The organism is Enterococcus sp. 7E2_DIV0204 (assembly GCF_002140855.1).
GTDB classification, from domain to species: Bacteria; Bacillota; Bacilli; order Lactobacillales; family Enterococcaceae; genus Enterococcus_L; species Enterococcus_L lemimoniae.
Map to the genome: position 1 here is coordinate 457646 of NZ_NGKY01000001.1, position 22037 is coordinate 479682.

The 22037-nt window shown below is 34.8% G+C and carries 19 protein-coding genes; all 19 read right to left on the reverse strand.

All coding sequences use genetic code 11. The annotated features are described in order from the left end of the window. Positions 1–9: 9 nt before the first annotated feature. Positions 10–1932 (reverse strand): hypothetical protein, encoded by a 1923-nt coding sequence (locus A5819_RS02195; protein WP_369596919.1) that lies wholly within the window; start codon positions 1930–1932, stop codon positions 10–12. 82 nt (positions 1933–2014) lie between these two features. Continuing rightward, positions 2015–4159 carry a glycosyltransferase family 2 protein gene (locus A5819_RS02200; RefSeq protein WP_086280347.1) on the reverse strand — a complete coding sequence of 715 codons (2145 nt, stop codon included), beginning with the start codon at positions 4157–4159 and terminating at the stop codon, positions 2015–2017. A gap of 96 nt (positions 4160–4255) precedes the next feature. Next, the gene (locus tag A5819_RS02205; RefSeq protein WP_086280343.1) at positions 4256–7399 is read right to left on the reverse strand and encodes a glycosyltransferase; all 3144 of its coding nucleotides are present in this window, start codon (positions 7397–7399) and stop codon (positions 4256–4258) included. Continuing rightward, positions 7389–8606: an ABC transporter ATP-binding protein gene (locus A5819_RS02210; RefSeq protein ID WP_086280340.1), complete on the reverse strand. Its 1218-nt coding sequence runs from the start codon at positions 8604–8606 to the stop codon at positions 7389–7391. Before A5819_RS02210 ends, A5819_RS02205 begins: the two co-directional genes overlap by 11 nt. Before the next feature lie 54 nt (positions 8607–8660). Next, positions 8661–9455, reverse strand: coding sequence for an ABC transporter permease (locus A5819_RS02215; RefSeq protein ID WP_086280337.1), 795 nt, complete (start codon positions 9453–9455; stop codon positions 8661–8663). Positions 9456–9606: 151 nt separating this feature from the next. Continuing rightward, complete coding sequence (locus A5819_RS02220; RefSeq protein ID WP_086280336.1) at positions 9607–9951, reverse strand: hypothetical protein; 345 nt, start codon at positions 9949–9951, stop codon at positions 9607–9609. Then, on the reverse strand, positions 9951–10292 hold the full coding sequence (locus A5819_RS02225; protein WP_086280333.1) for a DUF2304 domain-containing protein: 342 nt from the start codon (positions 10290–10292) through the stop codon (positions 9951–9953). Before A5819_RS02225 ends, A5819_RS02220 begins: the two co-directional genes overlap by 1 nt. Continuing rightward, positions 10292–11020: a glycosyltransferase family 2 protein gene (locus A5819_RS02230; protein ID WP_086280330.1), complete on the reverse strand. Its 729-nt coding sequence runs from the start codon at positions 11018–11020 to the stop codon at positions 10292–10294. The genes A5819_RS02225 and A5819_RS02230 overlap by 1 nt, the downstream gene beginning before the upstream one ends. A 20-nt stretch (positions 11021–11040) precedes the next feature. After that, positions 11041–12567 carry a DUF2142 domain-containing protein gene (locus A5819_RS02235; RefSeq protein WP_086280327.1) on the reverse strand — a complete coding sequence of 509 codons (1527 nt, stop codon included), beginning with the start codon at positions 12565–12567 and terminating at the stop codon, positions 11041–11043. Positions 12568–12577: 10 nt separating this feature from the next. Continuing rightward, the gene (rfbD, locus tag A5819_RS02240; RefSeq protein ID WP_086280323.1) at positions 12578–13420 is read right to left on the reverse strand and encodes a dTDP-4-dehydrorhamnose reductase; all 843 of its coding nucleotides are present in this window, start codon (positions 13418–13420) and stop codon (positions 12578–12580) included. A 178-nt stretch (positions 13421–13598) separates the two neighbouring features. Then, positions 13599–14627: a dTDP-glucose 4,6-dehydratase gene (rfbB, locus tag A5819_RS02245; RefSeq protein WP_086280320.1), complete on the reverse strand. Its 1029-nt coding sequence runs from the start codon at positions 14625–14627 to the stop codon at positions 13599–13601. 24 nt (positions 14628–14651) lie between these two features. Further along, on the reverse strand, positions 14652–15224 hold the full coding sequence (gene rfbC / locus A5819_RS02250; protein ID WP_086280317.1) for a dTDP-4-dehydrorhamnose 3,5-epimerase: 573 nt from the start codon (positions 15222–15224) through the stop codon (positions 14652–14654). Between the two features lie 13 nt (positions 15225–15237). Then, positions 15238–16107 (reverse strand): glucose-1-phosphate thymidylyltransferase RfbA, encoded by an 870-nt coding sequence (rfbA, locus tag A5819_RS02255; protein ID WP_086280314.1) that lies wholly within the window; start codon positions 16105–16107, stop codon positions 15238–15240. A 126-nt stretch (positions 16108–16233) separates the two neighbouring features. Then, positions 16234–16947, reverse strand: a complete 714-nt coding sequence (locus tag A5819_RS02260) for a glycosyltransferase family 2 protein (RefSeq protein WP_086280311.1) — start codon at positions 16945–16947, stop codon at positions 16234–16236. Further along, complete coding sequence (locus tag A5819_RS02265) at positions 16948–17781, reverse strand: glycosyltransferase (RefSeq protein ID WP_086280308.1); 834 nt, start codon at positions 17779–17781, stop codon at positions 16948–16950. It lies immediately after the preceding gene. Beyond that, a complete protein-coding gene (locus tag A5819_RS02270) occupies positions 17781–18560 on the reverse strand; it encodes a glycosyltransferase family 2 protein (protein WP_086280303.1) in 780 nt (259 codons plus the stop codon). Before A5819_RS02270 ends, A5819_RS02265 begins: the two co-directional genes overlap by 1 nt. Positions 18561–18801: 241 nt before the next feature. Further along, on the reverse strand, positions 18802–19938 hold the full coding sequence (locus A5819_RS02275; protein ID WP_086280300.1) for a glycosyltransferase family 4 protein: 1137 nt from the start codon (positions 19936–19938) through the stop codon (positions 18802–18804). A 133-nt stretch (positions 19939–20071) separates the two neighbouring features. Next, a complete protein-coding gene (locus tag A5819_RS02280; protein WP_086280297.1) occupies positions 20072–20986 on the reverse strand; it encodes a YihY/virulence factor BrkB family protein in 915 nt (304 codons plus the stop codon). Positions 20987–21011: 25 nt separating this feature from the next. Continuing rightward, positions 21012–21776 (reverse strand): type I methionyl aminopeptidase, encoded by a 765-nt coding sequence (gene map, locus A5819_RS02285; protein WP_086280294.1) that lies wholly within the window; start codon positions 21774–21776, stop codon positions 21012–21014. Positions 21777–22037: the final 261 nt, after the last annotated feature.

Below are 22037 nucleotides of genomic sequence, written 5' to 3' on the forward strand. Positions count from 1 at the left end.
CCAATCTCTTTAGTTGATTACTTTATAAATGAATGCCCCACTGGAATCAGGTCCATAAATTTGTTTAAATTGGGTAGTCGTATTTGATAATTGTTCAATCTCTTTATACGTAACCAAATATTTTATATTATAAGCTTTTATACTTTCTATATTGAGTCTGACAACAAATGCATCAGCATTCAAAAGCTCAAATCGTGGTAACTCATTGCCTACTTCCACATAAATATGAGAATATCGATTATACACCTTCTCATATTTACCATCAGGATCTAACGGTTTCCATGAATCTAGATTAGGCGTAAAGGCTGTACCATTAAATGTATGGACACCTAACATAGGCAAGAAAGCATGCATCATTCTTTCACCAGCCCACAGTTGGCCAGGGTCCTCTTTTTCAATATTCATAACTGTCTGAGCAATCTTTTTCCCATATATAGGCTCAACTCCCTTTGCAACAGGATTTACGGTAGCTCCTGTTAAAAAAACGACAGCTAGTAGTAATAAAGTAAGTAGATACTTCCACTTATTTACTAAAAAGAAAATAAGCAATCCAGCTATTGCTAAAATAAGGATTATTTCCATTCTACTTAAATATAATCGAAGGTTTCCTTTATACAGTGCAAAAAAATATAAAGCTAAATTGACTGCTATAACAGGTACTTGTACTTTAAATGATAATTTTTTTTGTTCCCATATATAATGGATGAACCAGATACTCAATAATATAGCAGCAAAGCTAAAAGCTAAGTAAGATCGCTCTTCTGGAACATACGACCATAATGTGGCTTTGGCAATGAACACTGGAAATCGCACACTCATCCATAGTAAATTAAACAAACAAAAAATAAACAAAAGAACGCCATAAATATTTTCCTTAATTTTTTTATAAAATAGCCACGGTGAGACTAATAAAATTACAAAGAAGAAATGATAAAAACTGCTTAATTCAGAATTATTTTCATATACTACATCTTGAAAAGGCATTTTCCAATTTGTCAAAAAAAGAAAAATATCCTTTTTAGAAAATGCTCCTCCTACACTCATCCTTTTTCCTGGATAAACAGTATTCATGACACTAATTAGAGAATCCCAAGAAGTAATCAGAGAAACACCTACAATTAAGCTAGTTATAAAAATGGCTAAACCGATAAATAACGTATCAAATTTATCTAATTTTATTTTATAACGAAATTCCAGAAAATAAGCAATCAAAAATAATAAAATCAAATATCCAAAGGGAACTTGCAGTGCAGGATATAACACAAGAATAAAACCAGATGCACAGATGCTTGCCAATAGGGAGTTAAACAATCGGTGATATTTATTATCATGGCAATAAAAATAATTATATATCCCCACTAAAAAACCAAACATGAAAAAGACCAAATCTCCTACTGGTGAAACAAACCACCATTGAATAGCAGATGAAAAAGGAATCCAAACACTCGCTAGTAAAGCTAAATACTTATTTCGCTTTGTCAAAATCAAGCCAATTTCAAAAGATAGTAAGATTAAACCAATTAATTTAATCCCCCAATACCACGAGAGTCCTCTTTCTTTTCCTAAAAGAACATAGCCCCACGTAAAAGGTTTGGCAATGGTTGCCAAATTTAAAGCCGGAGAATTATAGCCGACAATCATATCTTGACCATCCACCGTAATCATCTCATTATGACTTTTTAAGCCAGTTTGAGTTTGAGATAAACTATAAGGTGTTTGGACCATCCATTCATCTGACCTTATTGGTCTTGGTTTACCTATAATCAAACTCTGATTACCTTCTCCATTAGCATAGTCAGAAACATAGTCATCCCACATACTAATAGAGCTACCATGCAACTTAAACACTAAAATTAAAATGAATGCAATGATTGCAAGCACAAAGCGTGCTTTAATTGCTTGATCAGCTATTGCATGAAAACTGTCTTTCATGGTGATGCTCTTCTTATATTCTGCTTGATGTATATCCATTTTTTTACTCCATTTCGTAGTTCATAAAACAATTCACTTCTTTTTAGTCTCTGTATGAAAAATTAGGTATTTCTCTCGTCAAATTAGGATTATAAAACGGATCATCTTCAATCAAAGTAGCCCATTTGTTTTCCATCATCACTTTTTCTTTTTCAAACCGTTTTTTCTTTTTGCCTTTATCATCATACCCTCTTGTTTGAGATTCAAAATGATAAAGTTCGGCTTCATGAAGCCAGACGTTATCGCGTCCCAATGCTTTAACTTTTAGACAAAGATCGACATCATTAAAGGCCACGGTAAAGTCTTCATCAAAACCCGAAACTGCCTCAAAATCTTGTTTTTTCATCAATAGACATGCAGCTGTCACTGCTAGATAATCAACATTCAAAGCTAATTTACCAAAATACCCTAAGTCTCCATGGGGATAACCATAATGTCCATGTCCGGCAATACCGCCTAAGCCTAAAATCACACCTGCATGTTGAATTGTATTGTTTGGATACAATAATTTTGCTCCCACACAACCAATTCGTTCTTGCTGACCAAATGAAACCATTAATTTTAGCCAATCACCATTGATTACTTCAGTATCATTATTTAAGAACAACAGATAGGTTCCTTTTGCTTTTTTAGTAGCAATATTATTGATTTTAGAAAAGTTAAATGGAATATCGATCACAACTACTTGAAACCGCTCGTTAAGTTGTTGTTTAAATGAATCATAGAGTTCTTTCATTTTTTCATCCGTACTGCCATTATCAGCAATAATGATTTCATAATTCTTATACGTTGTTTTTTCAATAATCGAAGTCACACAACGTTTAACATCTTTATAGCCATTTTTAGTCGGAATAATGATCGAAACCAATTCTTCTGATTCAATATCGTAATAAACATCATATAAGCCGTTCGCTCGCCCATGAGTTGCATGACCTTTGATCCCACGACGGACTAAAGCATCTTGAACCGCTCTTAATCCCGCTTCAAATGCATATCCTTTTGACGATTGATCAACTGCTGTTGATGTCGGCAACATCCGCCAGTGATATAAAACTTTCGGAATGTGTTTGATCCGTTCGCTTGTTGTCTTTTCAGTAAAACGAAGAACTAGATCATAATCTTGAGAACCCTCATAGCCCTTTCTAAAACCGCCGATTTCATTAAGAATCGTTGTTCGATATACGCCAAGATGAGAAATATAGTTCGTTCCTAATAGTAAATCTGGTGACCAATCTGGCTTAAAGGCAGGATCAGAACGGTTTCCCACCATATCGATCTTATCTTCATCACTATAAATCAAATCCAATTCAGCATTTTCGTTCAAAGCCTTGACCACTTCATAAAAAGCAATTCTTGGCAGCTCATCATCATTATCTAGTAACGCCACAAATTCTCCTGTCGCTAATGCTAAGGCAGAGTTTGTTGCTTCGCTGATATGTCCATTAGACGGTCTAAAAACAACTTTGATCCGTTCATCCAATTGACTATACTCAGTCAAAAGTTCTTTTACTTTAGGATCCGTAGAAGCATCATCAGCCATACATAGTTCCCAGTTTTGATAATCTTGAATCAAAATAGAATCAATACAGCGACGTAACCATTTTTCCTCAACATTATAAACAGGCATTGCAATAGAAATTTTAGGTTGATATTGAAATGCATTGATTTCTGATTTTATTTGCTCAAAATCAAAGTGCTCCGTTCTTTCTAACCAACTTGGATAAGAAGACTGATTTCTGATTTTTTCGATCTTTACACGTTGAATCGTGCTTTTGAGCCCATTTCTTTTTAAATAGCTGACACCTTTATGTACTTTAATCATCAATCTTGCTAGCTTATCTTCAGTACCAGGAATCAGAGGATGTTTTTTCGCTAAATCGATCCATTCTGATTTACTTGATTGGCCGGACTCTGAAGTAAAAAACACTTCCAATTTCGTTTTCTTTTGGATTCCTTCTAGCTTTATTTCAAATCCAGCTAAAACTGTAGTATCTACCTCATAGATCTGATTAACATCTTCTCTTAAAACTCGTTTGATATCATAAGATGTGACTTGTTCTTGATTGTTGATTGAAATAACTGGTGCGGACTTTGAATTTGTATTCAAAGCCCAGCCAGTTATCGTTAAGTTATTGGATTGTTTCTCCCGATAGATGCTATCAATAATGATTTTTATCTCATCGCTCATGTTTTGCGCTCCTTATATTTAGAGGTCCAATGACCATTATCTCAATGCAGCTAAAGTTACATGAATAATGGTGTTCCTTATAATGAAGGTCTGATCTTATTGATGTCTTGGATTTTTATAAACATCTATTAAATCTTGTTCCGACCATTTATCAGTCAATGATTTAAAATTACCTTTTTTATCATTCGTCTGTTTTTTTTCTTCTGCTTTAAAGATCGCATAAGAACAATAAACAATTTTTTTATCCAGTTGTTTCGCAACTTTCAAGGATAAGTCCGCACCCATAAAGTCTTGGCCTAATTCTTCATTGATACCAGAAACAGCAAGGTAATCAGCTTTTCTGAAGATCATACAGCTTTCAGAGACTGCCTGAACGTTTCTTGGTAACGCAATACGGTAATAATACCCTAAACTCTTACCTGGCGTACCTTGTTCTGGATAAACTAATCGTTTTTTCTCTACGTCGATAGACATACCGATATTTTCAATACGATAACGAGAATCAACAATTCGACCTGTGACAATTCCTGCTGTTGATTGTTGGATCATGTTCATCATCTCAACCAGCCAATTGCTTTTCGTTGGTACTAGACCCGCATCTAAAAGAATCGTATATTCGCCTGTACTTGCTTGAACTAATTCATCCCTTGTTTGTCCGTCACTATAAACAAGTTTATTATTAGTTGAATGAACTTTTTCTTTCATTTGCTTTGGTAACACAATATCGTAATTTTCATAAATAGTTTTTTCTAATAATTTTTTCAAATAATCATTGATATCAGCGGTGTCATTCGTAATCACGATAGATACTTTAGGTGTTGTTTCATAGATATAATTGATTTTATATGAACCATAAAACTCCGCTATTTCAACTGTTGCTTTAATATTACGACGATCCATTGCTGCTTGTACTGCACGTTGTCCAGCAATATAAGCATACCCTTTACTTTCAGGATTCAAAGCTGTTGAAGATTCAATCGCGCGCCAATGATACATCATACCTGGGATATGAGCAATATTTTCTGCATTTTCGGTCGCACGTAAAACAAAATCATAGTCTTGAGCACCGTTAAATTCAGTCTTTAACCCACCCGTTTTTTCTAGTAATGAACGCTTCACTACTACAAAATGAGTAATGTAATTGTGATTCAAGATCAATTCGGAATTCCATTTTGATTTATAAAATGCGTTGAATCGTTTACCACTCTCAGTGACTTTGTCTTCATCCGTATAAATAAAATCGATTGTCTGATCTTCATTCAACGCTTTGACAACCTCATATAATGCTTGCGGTGCTAATTCATCATCATTATCCATAAAACCGATATAATCACCAGTTGCAATCGTTAAAGCTGAATTTGTCGCTTCTGAAATATGTCCATTTTCTTCGCGGTAAATGACTTTGATCCGATCATCTGCATCTGCATATTTTTTTAGTAATGGTTTGATGTAGTCGCTTGGCGACGCATCATCTGCTAAACATAACTCCCAGTTTTCATAGTACTGATTTTGAAGTGAAGAGACACAAGCATCCAACCATTTTTCTTCAACATTATAAACTGGAACAGCTACAGAAATTTTAGGTTGGAAGTTAAATGTTTTGATTTCTTCTAAAATTACTGATGGATCAACTGGCGTTTCCTGCTGTTCTTGACGTTTGAAGTACCATTTCACAGAGCCCAGCAAGCCTCGTGTCTGCATAGAACGGATTGCTCGCTGAATTTTATTACCAGGCTGTACCATGTTTGGTTTTTCTAAACGGTATTGTAGTTTACGCCCATTATTTGCAGAAATATTCAAGATATAAGTTGGTTGATCCTCTGAATCTAAGACTTCAATCACAAAACCATATTCTTGATCCCCTTTTAGCTCAAACATATCAATAACATCTCGACGGTATTCTGTTGTTACAGAATACTCAACAGTTGATTCAGCGGATACTTTAAAGTTGATTGGTAACTTATCTTCTTTAGAATACGCCCAGCCACGAATTACAGTCTTTTTCTCTTCAACATGACGAACGATGTCATCAATATTAAGTGAAACAAGTGAATCAAATTTACTGATTGATACTTTTTTATAGTTTATCATTTGCTTTTCACTCACCATTAATTCCGTATTTTTTGACTGATTTTTTTCCGCTTGCTGTTCGATCACATAATCGATCAACCCATGAATCGTGTCCGAAAAATTGCCTTCGTACTTGTAATCAACTGTGATTGTCATCGTTTTACCAGCAATCTTTTGGTCGTTTATTTCCATAACAGGCACTTGATCATCGGAAAAGAAATACCGTGCCTCTTTATTGTAAACGGCATTTGTTGCACTGGGGTGAATGGTCTCTCCATCAACGGTCAAATCTACATTGACTACTACACCTGTTAAACTTGGAAAAATTTTCAGTAATTTAATATTTTCTGGTATATCGATCGTAAATGTTTTATTTTCACCCGATACATTATTCAACTGAACATCGAATTCTTTTTGGTCTTCCTCGCCACAAGCATATAAGAAGTGAATATTCTTTCTGAAACTTGAGTTTTCAGGTATTGTACGAATCGGATTTTCTACAACTTCAGTAGAAAGTGCATAAAAATACTGATAGACTTCCCCAAATGGGCGTGCTTTGAATGCAGCACGAACTTCCACCGGCAAGTCTTCATAGTTAGATTCCAATTCATTATACCCAACTTCGTTGATCGTAAAATCTTCTTTAGCAATAAATAAATCAATTTCTTCAAAAAGTTTTTCAAAACCGCTTTGAACAAAGAAGGATTTGTGTGTTGCATCTAGCAACCCTGTTTCTCGCCAATCCAACTTATTATTGAAAAGATCGATCAAAACAGAGTTATGGGCAATATTCGGGAAAGTGATCAAGATTTGACCTTCTGCACTTAAGAAAGGTTTGACTTTCATCAATGCATTCTTTGGATTCATCAAATGCTCTAACACATCCGCAAAAATAATATAATCAAAAGTTTGACCTTCAAAATGTTTCGTCCAAGCTTCTTCATCGATATTTCCATAGAATCCGTCATTAGAAAACTCGTTAACGTGATCATATAACTCTTTATCTAGCTCAACGATTGCTACATAGCAATTTTTTTCTTCCATCAAATATTTTGTCATCCGACCATTTCCAGGTCCAAATTCTAATACTCGGCTATTCTCTTTAATTTGGGCAACGATTTTACCAACACTGGTACTCTCATCAACTTCCATTTCAAAATCATATTTCATCTTCAATAGTGTCCTTCCATTCATGATCTAAAATGACAATGCCTTCTCCTGCATAGCGCCCACTGATAAACATGTTTAGGTATTTCGTTTTATAAACCAATGGTACTGTGGCGTGTTCTTCAAAGAATGCAATATCAAAGTAATATTCCCCTGTTAATAGAGACATTTTTCCATATTCCAAGTAAAAGACATTTTTACCTTTTTTCCAAGGTATTTTAACACCATCTAGCAATGTGTTTAGTCCACATACATAATTATTATCAACTGTTCGGATCGCTACCCCACAAACAGGTGATTTTATTGTATCGTTTTTAACAGTATACTCTAATTTAACAATGACCTTTTCATCTTGCGTAACGATCTCTAATGGTTCCAGTGCATAATTTAATAATGTCGCTTTATCAACCTCAATAATATCAGGAACTGTTTCTTCATTTTGAATTGTTTTTTCACGATCAACTGTTTTGATCGATTTTTTCTTTAAAAAGTTTTCGTAATTTGTGGTAACATCCATCGTATCACCATACTCTACGACTTCGCCATTTTTCAACCAGAATGTCCGGTCACAAAAACGACGAACAGAGTTAACATCATGGGAAACAAAAAGAATCGTCTTACCAGAATTTTTGATTTCAGTAAATTTCTCCATACATTTCAGTTGGAATTCTAAATCACCAACTGCTAAAGCCTCATCAACAATCAAAATATCAGGATCAACATTGATTGCTACTGCAAAAGCCAAGCGAACAAACATCCCACTAGAATATGTTTTTACAGGTTGATATAAATGATCACCAATATCAGCAAACTTGATGACATCGTCTACGCGCTCTTCCATTTCTTCTCTGGAAAAACCAAGAACCATTCCGTTTAGAAAAATGTTTTCATAACCAGAGTATTCTGGATTAAAACCCGAGCCTAACTCTAATAATGCAGAAATTTTTCCGTCTATTGTCATTGAGCCCGAAGTTGGTGTCAAAACGCCCGTAATGATTTTAAGGATCGTTGATTTACCAGAACCATTTTCTCCAACAAAGCCGATCATTTCACCTTTTTCAATTTGCATTGTGACATCTTTTAAGGCATAAAAAAGATCGTGATATGTTTTTTTCATTGGATTCAGCGCTTCTTTAAAACGATCAGAAGGTTTTTTGTACATATTATATGTTTTTGTTATATTCTGTATATCGATTGCATAATCTGACATTGTTTACTCTCCTTGTGCTTATCAATCCACATTTAATTTCATTTCAGTGCTATGTTATAGTACATCAGAAAAATGTGGTTTCAAACGTCTAAATACAGTTGAACCAATTAATAAAAGAACGATTGTAAAGCTCCAGAAATATAAGCCATACTGCCAATGTTCCCAGAACCAAGCGCCACCAGTAAATGAATCACGATAGCCTTGAATAATGTAATACAGTGGGTTCAATTTCAATACTTTTTCGATCCAACCTGAAGGCTGCCATAAAATGGGTAGAGTCCACATGATCGTTTGCATTGCTACATTGATAAATTGCATGATATCTGGCAAAAATGGTTGTGTAGATGAAGTAAGCCAGGTCACACCTGTCAAGAAAATAATCAGACAGAACAGATAATAAATCAACTGAAAACTTTGTAATGCGGGGTAAATACCACTTAACGAGGTAATACCAAAACCAATCATAATAAAAAATAAATGTGTATATAAGTTTGAAAGAATCTTTGATGTTGGCAAAATCTGCACATTAAACACTACTTTTTTTACAAGATAGCTATACTCTCTAAAAACGTTTGTTGCTGATAACAATGAGTCTGAGAAAAAGAACCATGGAATCAACCCTGTCACGAGATATACGATAAAAGGATATTTTTCGTTAGCCCCTTGTTGTCGTATTTGCGAAAAAACAAACCAGTAAGTCAATACCGTCACTAACGGTGTTATGAAAGCCCAAACGATCCCTAGTGCAGACCCTGCATATTTTGATTTAAAATCGTTAAATGAAAACTGTAATAACAGTTTTTTATTTTCAAAAATATTTTTAAAAATAGATAGTGTTTCTCGTATCATTGATTCTGTTCCTTTCCTATTTCCATTGCATTTTTATTTCTACTAAAAATAAGCTGCATAACATTACTAGTTTAAATAATATATGCTCTTTTTTCAAGTTATGTAAGTATTTTCTTAAGATTTAAGGAGTAAATGCCGATTTTACAAGGAATTATTTTGCTAACTGGATAATAACGATCCCTAAAATAATGACCCCAGTGCCAATCACAGTTCCAAGTGAAACTTGTTCTTGTAGAATCAATTTTGACCCTACTAAAACAGCAATATTCGTAAAAGCAACGCCCATTGGAACGATATAAGATACTTCTGATTTGCTAATTATGACCATCCATAAAACAAAACTAAGCATATAACATAAAAAACCGATAATCGTTGTAAAAGACATTGAAAAAGAAAAAACAGCATTCGTGATTTGAATCGTATTTGCTTGAGAACCTAATTTAACTAGTATCAAACCTGAAGTTGATAAAACGACATATATTAAGAATAAGAACATTATTTTTTCTCCTTTTTATCTTTCAAAATTGAAAGTTCTTGAATTAACAATTTTATTTGATTTTGTTGCTTTGACAACAAAGCAGAGTTTTTGATTTCAATAAACAACAGCACGAAAATCGCTGCAAATAATAAAAAATTAGAGGTTGTTTCAAAACCTAACTGGGTAGCTAACCATTCTGGCAATTTTGGAAAAATAGCAAAGATCACTAATCCAGCAGAGATAAACAACCATCTAATCGCATTTTTCAGTAGAAAGATATTTTTATTGATTGACCGAATGATGTACACAAAAAAGAACAACGAGAAAATCAACATCTCAATTCTTAATATCGGACTCATTAATCTCCCTCCCTCATAAAACCTGAAACAATGATGGCGATACTTACTTCAATCATATATTTAACTGAAGTAAACGAACGAATCGAAGATTGACCACCAGAGCGCTCCATCATATTAACAGCTACTTCTTTAATCTTAAATTTCTTCTTCAATAGATGAACCGTTGATTCTGGTTCTGGATAGCTTGTCGGATATTTTTTTGAAAAATAAGCAATGATTTCTTTATTACAAGCTCTGTATCCAGAAGTCACATCATAGATTTTTTTCCTAGAAGATAGATAAATTAAAAAAGAAAGAATCTTGATTCCAACACGTCGCATAAACGTCGTTTGAAAATCTGCTTTTTCGTCTGGTAAAAACCTTGAACCAATCACAAAATCAGCTTCTTTTTTCAAAATCGGCTGTACAACACAATCTAAACTATTGATATCATGCTGCCCATCACCATCAAATTGGACTGCAATATCATAGTCATTTTCCTTTGCATATCTATATCCAGTTTGGACAGCACCACCAATGCCCAGATTCACAACCAAATGAACTGAATTAATTTGATTCTCATCTAAAATGGCTTGGGTTTTATCTGTCGAGCCATCGTTAATCACAACATAATCAATCGTATAAGAATAATTCTGACTATGATGTCCTTTAAAAACTTCAATCGATCTAATCGTATTCAAAATATTCTCTTCTTCATTGTATGCAGGTATAATTAATAATATTTTCAATTCATCTTACTCCTTTATAATTAGCCTTGATAATAATTTCCTAAAGTGAGTAATATCATTGTCAATAAGAAATACGTTGCTATAGATACAACCCAAATGTTCTGTGCACATTCTGACTTTTTCATTAACGCTCTTTGTTCACTCAATTCCGTTTGAGGATAAAAAAGTTTTGAACTATTCACAAAGATCGGTAATAGAACCAATAAACCAATGTAATATCGTCCTTGTACGCCTTCTACTGTTCCTAGTCCCACTGGTGTCCAAGTCAAGTATTGACTTAAATTAATGGCAAAAATAATCCCTACCATAACCACTGCGGTGCCTAAAGAATTCAAGTAATTTTTAGCTTTTATCTCTAATGGATAAAAAACAAATAGTCCGCCTATATAAACCAAATACATAAATGCAATATGTGGTGATCCATAAGAAAACCAACCGAATGTAAACAATTCAAGATACTTACTAATTGAATCGATTATTCCAGAAAACATTAGTTTGATTGCTGTTGGAACATTGTGTACCATAAATTTAAGTTGTTCCGTCGGATCTTTTTCTGGAATCCTGTTTGCTGGCGTAAATGTCGTATAGTAATAATACCAAAGCAAGGCTATCATTGCTGCTATAATTACCGCTCCTAAAGCTATGAAATACGTTTTTCTATTTTTGTATTGACTCGGTTTGATAAAAATCAAAATCCCCGCTAGCATCACATAAGGTAATTTACAAGTAGCTAAAATACCACATAATACTACAAACAAACCAATTTCTTTCGCTGCAATTTTCGTTTCAGCTGTAATAAAATTAATAAATAGTGACATGGCTAAGAAAACCAACCCATACGAAACACCATCTTGATTATACGAGGCTGCAAGATAAACTGTCATTGGCAGCATTGTGACAACCGCCATCGGCACCTTGAACTTTTTTACATTTTTGATAGCAAAATAAGACAAAATTGCGTAAACAATCAAATTAAGTAATCTACCTAAATAAAAACTCCAATACAGATTGATATTCAGCAACTTTCCTAGCAACCAACCAATAGCTTGTGGTATGTAACTGATAAACGAATACGTTGCTGTAAGTGAAATAATCGTTTCTTCATTTTGTTTCGTTGTATGTTGCTCTTTCTTTAAATCATTGTGATAGTTTTGATGTATACGGTCTAAAACAACTCGAAAATCTTTAGAGATTTTCAGTTGATCAGCCTTATCACTCATGCCAAAATGTCCCTCTGAAAGATACACTGCTCGTGAAAAATGTGCGTGTTCATCAGGTGTATCTAAAACGGGAGTGATAAACGTAAATAACGATCCCATCAGTATAATAATCCAAAACGTACTTTTGGCTAAATTTTTCCCAATCAATAAAATACTAAGCAGGCTAAGCAAACCTGTCAATAAAAGTATCTTTTTAGGCACACTTGAAAATTGAAAAAAATACAATGTAAAAACTGTAAAAATTATAAGTAGTGCCACTAAATATTTCCATCTTTGTTTAAAAATTACCTTGAACCATCCTGTAAATTTTGCTCCACAAACCAACACTTTTTTCCTCCTATTTTTTTGTACTGATCAACATTTCGTCCAGCGCTTTTTCCCAAGTCGGAATATCAAAACCTAGCGCTTTTGTCTTACTAAGATCCATCACAGAATATTTAGGTCGAGTTGCCTTTTGAGGGAATTTACTTGAATCCACTGGTAAAATTTCAACCTCAGTATCTTTTAAAATTTCTTTTGCAAACTCATACCAATTACAGCTATTATCATTAGATAGATGATAAATACCATAAGAAACTTTTTCTTTTATAACAAACACCATAAATTCAGCTAAGGTTCTAGTCCAAGTCGGTCGACCAAATTGATCATCGACAACCGTTAATTGATCGCGTGTTTCAGCTAGTTTTTGCATTGTAAAGACAAAGTTATGTCCATATTGGCCAAATACCCAAGAAGTACGGATAATATAATATTTCTCCATGATTTCCTGAACAATTTGCTCACCCAATAGTTTAGTACGACCATATTCATTTTGTGGATTCGTTTGATCATCTGTTTTATACATCTCATCTTTTTTCGTACCATCAAAAACATAATCTGTACTAATATACACTAACGTTGCATCTACTGCTTTTGCTGCAAGTGCTACGTTGCGCGTACCTTCTACGTTGATTTTCTCGTCTAATTCTTTTCCTTCATCTTCTGCCTTATCCACAGCAGTGTACGCCGCACAATGGTAGATTACTGTCGGTTTTAACTTCGTAATATAAGCCATTGTTTTTTCTGCATTTGTAATATCTAGTTCTTTTGAATCAGTGGAAACGTATTTTGTTCCCTGTTCATCTAACAAATGACGTAGTTCCGTTCCTAATTGTCCATTACCGCCAGTTAAAAGTATCATTTTATTTCCTCCTTTGATAAGCAAACAGCAAGAACTTTATTCTTTCAGCCTGTTATCAATTCGTATTTAGAGCGTGGAGCAAAACCATTTTTTAGTTTTGTTCCACGCTCAACAAGTCACTATTTTAATCACACTCGGTTAAAATCAGATGTAAGATATTCTCGAAATAGGATAGCGATTATTGACCGTTCTTCGCATAGTTGGCTTCAACAGCTTCTTTATCCGCTTTCCACCAGTCTGAATTTTCTGTATACCATTCGATCGTATCCGCTAAGCCATCACGGAAATTAGTAAACTCAGGCGTCCAGCCTAATTCTTCTCGTAATTTTGAAGAATCTATTGCATAGCGTAAATCGTGTCCTGGACGATCGTTTACATGTTCGTACGCATCTTTTGGTTGACCCATTAGCTCTAAAATCAATTCCATTACTGCTTTGTTATCTTCTTCTCCATCGGCACCAATCAAGTAGGTTTCACCGATTTTTCCTTTTGTCAGAATCGTCCAAACAGCAGATGAATGATCATTTGTATGAATCCAGTCTCTAACATTTTTACCAGCACCATATAATTTAGGTGTGATTCCGCTCAAAATATTGGTAATTTGACGTGGAATGAATTTTTCAATATGTTGGTAAGGTCCATAATTGTTAGAACAGTTAGAAATTGTTGCTTGTAGGCCAAATGAACGTCCCCAAGCTTTAACCAATAAATCCGAGCCTGCTTTTGTTGAAGAGTATGGACTTGATGGATTATAAGGCGTTTCAGCAGTAAATTTTTCACCTGCACCTTCACCATGTCCTGGTAGATCTTCTCTTAAAGGTAAATCACCATAAACTTCATCAGTCGAAACATGATGGTACCGCACATCATTTTTACGGCACGCTTCGATTAGCGTGTAGGTTCCAATGATATTCGTTTGTACAAAGGGAAATGGATCATTCAATGAGTTGTCGTTATGTGATTCTGCCGCATAATGAACAACTGCATCTGTCTTCTTCACTAATCGATCAACTAACTCAGCATCAGCAATGTCACCTACAACTAATTCAACACGATCAGCTGGTAGTCCTTCAAGATTTTTTTCATTTCCTGCATAAGTTAATTTATCTAATACCGTCACATGGACTTCTGGATGGTTGTTTACTACATAATGAACAAAGTTTGAGCCGATAAATCCAGCTCCACCAGTAACAATGATGTTTTTCATCTTCAAGATCTCTCCTAGATTTTTTTAGATTTCACCATAAATAAAAGAATTCTCTGCTTCAAATTCTTTCAATGTCGGGTGATTTTTATCTTTTTCAGACGTAATTGCTTTTTGGATATCGATCGGCCAATCAATCGACAAATCAGGATCATCAAAGGCAATCCCGCCATCTGCAGCTGCATTATAGTAATTGTCACATTTATACATAAAATTAACATTCGGTGTCAATGTTACAAAACCATGTGCATATCCTTTAGGCACCAGTAATTGACGATGGTTGTGTTCTGATAAAATGTAGCCTTCCCATTGACCATAAGTCGGACTCCCTTTGCGGATATCTACGATCACGTCTAATACTGCCCCGGTTACAACACGAATTAACTTCGTTTGAGCGGCTTCCCCTTTTTGGAAATGTAAACCGCGTAATACGCCAGCTTCACTTGAAAGAGAATGATTATCTTGTACAAAATCAAAACTCAAGCCTTGCTCGGCAAATTTTTCTTTTGAATAGCTTTCCGTAAAGAAGCCACGGTGATCACCGAATACATCCATTTCAATAATTTTAACGTCTTGTAATTTTGTGTCGATTACTTTCATTCTGTCTTCGCTCCTAGTCTGTTTCTGCCAATCTTAATAAGTATTGTCCATAACCATTTTTCTTTAATGGCTGTGCTAATTCTATCAACTGATTTTTTGTGATATAGCTCATTCTATAAGCGATTTCTTCTAAACAAGCTACTTTTAAATTTTGTCGCTTCTCAATCGTCTCAATAAAAGTCGATGCTTCTAAAAGCGATTCATGGGTACCAGTATCTAACCAAGCAAAGCCTCTGCCCATTAGTTCAACTGATAATTTATTTTTTTCTAAGTAGACTTTATTAACATCCGTAATTTCTAATTCGCCACGATCAGATGGTTTGATATTTTTTGCGATTTCGATCACATCGTTATCATAAAAATACAATCCAGTTACCGCATAATTTGATTTTGGCTTTTCTGGTTTTTCTTCAATAGAAAGAGCTTGCATATTGCTGTCAAATTCAACCACACCAAATCGTTCTGGATCATTCACGTGGTACCCGAAAACGGTTGCTCCGCTTTCTTTTGCGGCAGCACGTTGTAACATATTAGACAGTCCCCCGCCATAATAAATATTGTCACCTAAAACAAGACACACACTATCATCACCAATAAACTCTTCGCCAATAATAAATGCTTGCGCTAATCCGTCTGGACTTTCTTGTACAGCATATTCAATATGAATTCCAAGATCTTTTCCGTCCCCAAATAAACTTTCAAAACGAGGTGTGTCATCGGGTGTAGAAATAATTAGAATTTCCTTGATACCTGCTAACATCAATGTCGACATTGGATAGTAAATCATTGGTTTATCATAGATAGGCATTAATTGTTTTGATGTTGCTTTCGTTAACGGATATAATCTGGTTCCACTTCCTCCAGCTAAGATGATCCCTTTCATGAAAAAAACTCCTTATACTATTTTTTATTGTCATTTACTAACATTACTAATTGCTATTATTGCATTATTAGCAACGATTGTCATTCATTTTAAGAATATTTTACAAAACTGTAAAATAGCCATTTTCTATGAATTAAAAAAAATTCTTTTGAATAGAACATAGCTAATTGCACAGCGCCATTTCAATTGTTGAAAAAAGCTAGCTTTTGTATTGATTTCACTCGCATTGTTGTTATGCCTGCGATACAACGTAAGTGTTTGCGGAATCAAAGCACTTTTATTTTTATAGGCTGCAATTAAACCGATCCACATATCATGCATAGGCACTTTAGCTGGTATAGGCAAAATTCTTGATTTAAGACTGCCACGAAAAGCCATCCCTGCGCCAATATATTTATTTTTCACGATGTTGTGAAGAAAGCCTAATGTCACCTTTCGATACTCAAAGTAAGAGGGTTCAATGACTTGTAATTGTTCATCAACAATCACTAAATCACTAATAACCAAATCGATTTTAGGGTTAGAAGCAAAAAAACTCAAGGTTGTCTGGACTTTTTCTGGCAACCAAACATCATCTTGATCAGCCAAAAAGATAATGTCTCCCTGACTTTGATTAATTGCAAACTCAAAATTAGCAATCACACCTTTGCCGGGACCTTTAAAAAATTTGATTCGTTCATCTTGCGCTGTATAGCGATTGATGATAGTCATTGTCTCATCCTTAGAACCGTCATCAGAGATGATCAGTTCATCAGAAGCAGTCATTTGAGGTAAAATACTGGCAAGTTGCTCTTCTAAATATTTTTCTCCATTATATGTTGCTATACAAATTGAGATCATTTATTTTCCTTTCATTAGTAATCGATACTCTAAAAACGTACGTCGCCAAATGTTCCGATTCTTAACAAGAAAAAATTGTTTCACCGATCTTAGCAACAAATGTCTTCTGTGAATATAAAATTTATTTTGATCATATTTTTGATAAAAAAGACTTTCGGCTCGAATAATCGATTCATATCTTTCACTACTGAGTGTTTCATAATTAAAAACTGATAGCTCATGTTCTAAGTGATGATCTAAGACACAAATTTTTTTATTCAATTGACAAATTTTCCAAAAAAGCCAATGATCTAAAAAATCTAAAGGAAACTCTTGATTAAATGAACCAATGCTTTTTAAGACTGTTTTAGGCAACGCGGTTCCAGAATTAATGCTCATAATCTCTTGTGAGTAGATGCCAGCTTTAGGCAACTCAGAATGACGTCCGATATAGTCTTCTGAAAAGACAGGCGAAATTTGTCTAGCCTGAGCGAAAACCAGTGGAACATAAGCAGCAATCGCTTCATCCAAGGTCAAGGTTAAGAGCGCGGCAAGATAACGATCATCCAATAATGTATCTTGATCAAGCAGTAATAAAAGATCGCCTTGAACCTGACTTAAAAACTGGTTGCCAGCATTATAAGCCTGTGCCAAGCCAGGATTTGTTGCATCATGGATATACCGTACCTGAGCATGCTGAAATAATTCATTAACTTGCGGTTCAGGACTATTATCATAAATGAATAGGTAGACCGACTCATTTTCAGTCATTGCTTTTTTGATAAGACCGTAACTTGGAGTCTGAGAGAATTCAGTCTGATATAAAACAATTGTAATCACCAACTTATTCTCCACTAAAAAAACCTCCAACCCCATTTGTTGAAAAACTTGATCATCGATTGCATAAATATCTTAAATAATTTTTTGTTTTTATGTGCACCTTTTTCATACAAGTGCGTTACAGTTTCAAAAGGAGTATACAAAATTTTATACCCTACTTTTCCAAAACTCAAACAAAGATCATTGTCTTCAAAATACATGAAGAATCGCTCGTCAAAACCACCGATTTGTTTAAATTTATCGATATCAATGACCATAAAGCAACCGGACCCCATTTTAATATAAGAAGTTTGATCGTCTGGTAAGTCACGACATTCATAATACCTCAGCCGTTTGTCAAATAGCTTTTTGACCGATTGAAATGGAACAAAACGCAACATGTAATCAAATACGTCTAATTTCTGACGGACTAAGTATTGAGTCGTTCCATCTGAGTTCAATACTTTGGGACAGACTGCGGCAAGTGGCTCTTCTTGTATTCGCTGAAGCATCTTATCCAACGCCTCTTTTGTAAGCAAAACATCTGGGTTAAAAATAACAGCATACTGTGTATCAACCATTTTTAGTATCTGATTATGACCGTAGCCAAAGCCTTTATTTTCTTCTGATTTATGCATGGTAATAAACGAACCATACAGTTCAAGTTGGTTTATATACTCTTGTTCAGAAGCATTATCAAATATATGTATATCATAAATTGACTCTAGGCCGAGTTCGAGTTTTAAATTATCAAGCACATCAAAAATATGACGGCTATTGTGAGTAACAATAGAAATTGTTATTCTATCATTCATATTTTTGCACCTCGTTTGAAATAAGATAAATTCAGCCAGTGATTTTAGACTAGCTTCCTTCACCTATGCGTTTAGCTATCAAAAATGTTTTCTAACAGAGAAACATTCTATGCATCAACTTTTTATTTGAATTCTAGGAAAGCGGAGCAAAACTTACTGAGTCTTACTCCGCTTTTTCCGTTTACCTAATAAATAAATTATAGCACAGCTTAAAAAACCAGCAAAGATTCTTACAATTTATTTACTTTTTCTTAGAGTGTTTTCCTAATCTTTTTTCTAACTGTTGATGACGAAACTCTCGATTGCCAAACATCCGCAAAATATACATCAACGGCTGATGATTTTCTCCAACTAAACCAATCATTTCAATAAACAATTCCAGCCCAATCGCACTAAAAACAATCAGTAGAATCGAAGCAACATTACTTGCATAGCTAAATAACAATGCGACAAATGAAAAAACTAATGCCAAACCGTAAATTGTCATGACTGCACCTTTATGTGTAAAGCCAAGTGACAACAATCGATGATGTAAATGCATCTTATCAGCGGATGAAATCGGACGTTTATTCATTAGTCGACGAATAATCGCATAGACTGTATCCGTAATTGGTACACCTAAAATAATCATTGGTGTAATAACCGTGATAAATGTCGCATTTTTCAATCCTTGTAAGGACATCACCGCAATCATAAAGCCTAAAAACAATGCTCCTGTATCCCCCAGAAAAACTTTAGCTGGATAAAAATTATACGGAAAAAATCCCGCAATGCTAGCAACTAAGATAAAAATCACAATCGGAATATAAACTGTTTTAGCATGAAGGAAAAAGTAGCCGATCACACCGATCGTTGTTAAACTGATGATTGAAACACCAGATGCAAGTCCATCTAAACCATCGATCAGATTGATGGCATTTGTAATAGCCAAAATCCAAAATAGTGTCAGTGGCAAACTAAGCCAGCGTAAATCAATATGTCCAAAAAACGGCAAAGTTACAGCATCGATCCGAATATCTGCTACAAAATAAATGACTAAAGCCCCTAACAGAATCCCTAGTGTTTTTTTCTTTGGCGACAATTCGTAAATATCATCGATCAAACCTGTTGCAACTACAATCCCCGCACCTAAAATAATTGGCCAGATATAATCAACTGGTATAATCGACTGAAACATAACTAAACAAGAAAAGGCAAAGACAAAATAAATGCTTAGACCACCTGCTGTCGGCATGATTTTAGTATTTACTCTTCTTTCACCTGGAGCATCATAGGCGCCTATTCTAAAAGCCAATAATTTAATAATTGGCGTTACAATCAGCGATAAAATAAACGTCAGAAATAGACGAATAAAAATTTCATAAATAAACATCGACATGCTGAACCTACTTTCTTAATGTACATCGTATATTATACCGAATCATTCCACATTTACAAGTTGGAACAGGTGTTTCCACAGCTTAGGAAAAGCCTGTGTTCCTACTCATTTATCTGAACCAAAAGCAATCGAGCTATTTCTTTAACTTTTCTTTTATTTTATCAACTAAACGATTAATCAATCCATAGCGATGCTGGATTTTTTCATTTGACAGATATTCTTTGACAACAGCATTGATAATACCACCTAAAATAATGATCGTAGCTGCAAAATTCAGCCATAGCATCAAGATGATAAAGCTTCCTATAATTTGATAACTAGCGATCTTTGAACTGAAATACGTAATATAGAGTCCAAACACTTGAGATAACAACATCCAGCCTACAGTTGCAAATACAGCACCAGGCACGATGGAACGAAAGGACAGCTTAGCATTGGGAACAACCCGATAAATCAAGCACATGATCACTAAAAGAACCAACGAGGTTATCGGCCACTTTAATGCTTGGAAAGTATCAATAAAATCAGTGGAAAAATGAAAAATCGGTTGTAGTAAGTCTAAAATCGTTTTACCTAATCCTAAGACACCAACTACACCTACAATTGCTGTCAAAAATAAGAGAATAACGAACAACGACATTAAGCGGACAATAATAAAGTTTTTTCGCTGCTCAACACCAAAAGCCTTGTTCATTGCAGTTTGTAAAGCATTAATACTTTGACTGGCACTCCACAAAGCTGCTAAAGCAGAAATAGAAAGCAAACTGCCAGATCGTTGTGTTAGTAATGACTGAATCGCCGGCTTTAAATCATTGAAAATAGCCTCTGGGATCGCTTCTGCGATATAAGGCAGAACATCATTTGGATCAATATGTAAATACGGTAGGAGATTTCCTACCGCAATCAATAGAGGAAACAAGGACAAAAGTAAATAGTAAGCCACCACAACAGATGTATTACCTATTTCCGAATCGACCATTCGATTTTGTGTCGTTTCTATGAAACGCATCAGGTTCTTGTTACTCTTTACTTTGTTCACTAGTTTCATAAAATTCTCCTCTAATTTAAGTTCATTAGTATGTCAACTCTTCTCCTTGAGAAGTCAAAATTTTCGGACCCTCTTTCGTAATTGCCAACGTATGTTCAAATTGACAACTGAGTCCCCCGTCTAAAGTATACGCTGTCCAGCCATTTGGATCCATTTTCATACGCCAAGTTCCAGTATTGACCATCGGCTCGATCGTAATAACCATTCCTTCTTTTAAGCGCAACCCTTTACCTGCTTCACCATAGTGAGGAATAACTGGACTCTCATGAATCGTCGGACCAATGCCATGTCCTACAAAATCTCTTACAACAGATAAATTTTCACTTTCAACATAGGTTTGGATCGCATGACCAATATCACCAATGCGATTACCGACTTGTGCTTGTTCGATCCCTAAGTACAACGCTTTTCTGGTTACTTCCATTAAATGGTCTAATTCAGGTGTTGAGTTTCCTACAACATAAGCCCAGCAAGAATCTGAAACAGCTCCTTTTAAATCAATACACATATCTACTTTGATCAAATCACCATCTTTTAATGGTTTTTTCCGAGGAAATCCATGACAAATTTCATCGTTGATACTGCAGCAAGTAGCATATTTATAGTCCTCAAAACCAATTTGGGCAGCAATGCCGCCATGACTTTCAATAAAGTCTCTCACAAATACTTCAATATCCCAACTTGTCACGCCAGGTTTAATAAATGTACGTAAATGACGGTGAACATCTGCCAATAACTCTCCAGACTCATCCATCATTTCAATTTCTCTTGGTGATTTTAATGTAATCATTTAATCTCGTCCTCCTAAATTTAAAAGCTGAAAGAGCTCATTCAGCCTTGACAGGAAAATAGGAAATTATAACTGAGGTGTTCTTTACCTCATTTATAATTTATCTTTTTCCCGAAAGGCTAGCTCTCGAAGCTAGATAACAATAAAAGTGCAGTGGGCTCATTCAGGCTCGTAGAAAAATAGGGAAATAGGGTTGTGACGCTTTTTGTCACAAGCATATTTTATCTTTTTTCATAGAGACTAGCCCACGTAGCTAGATAA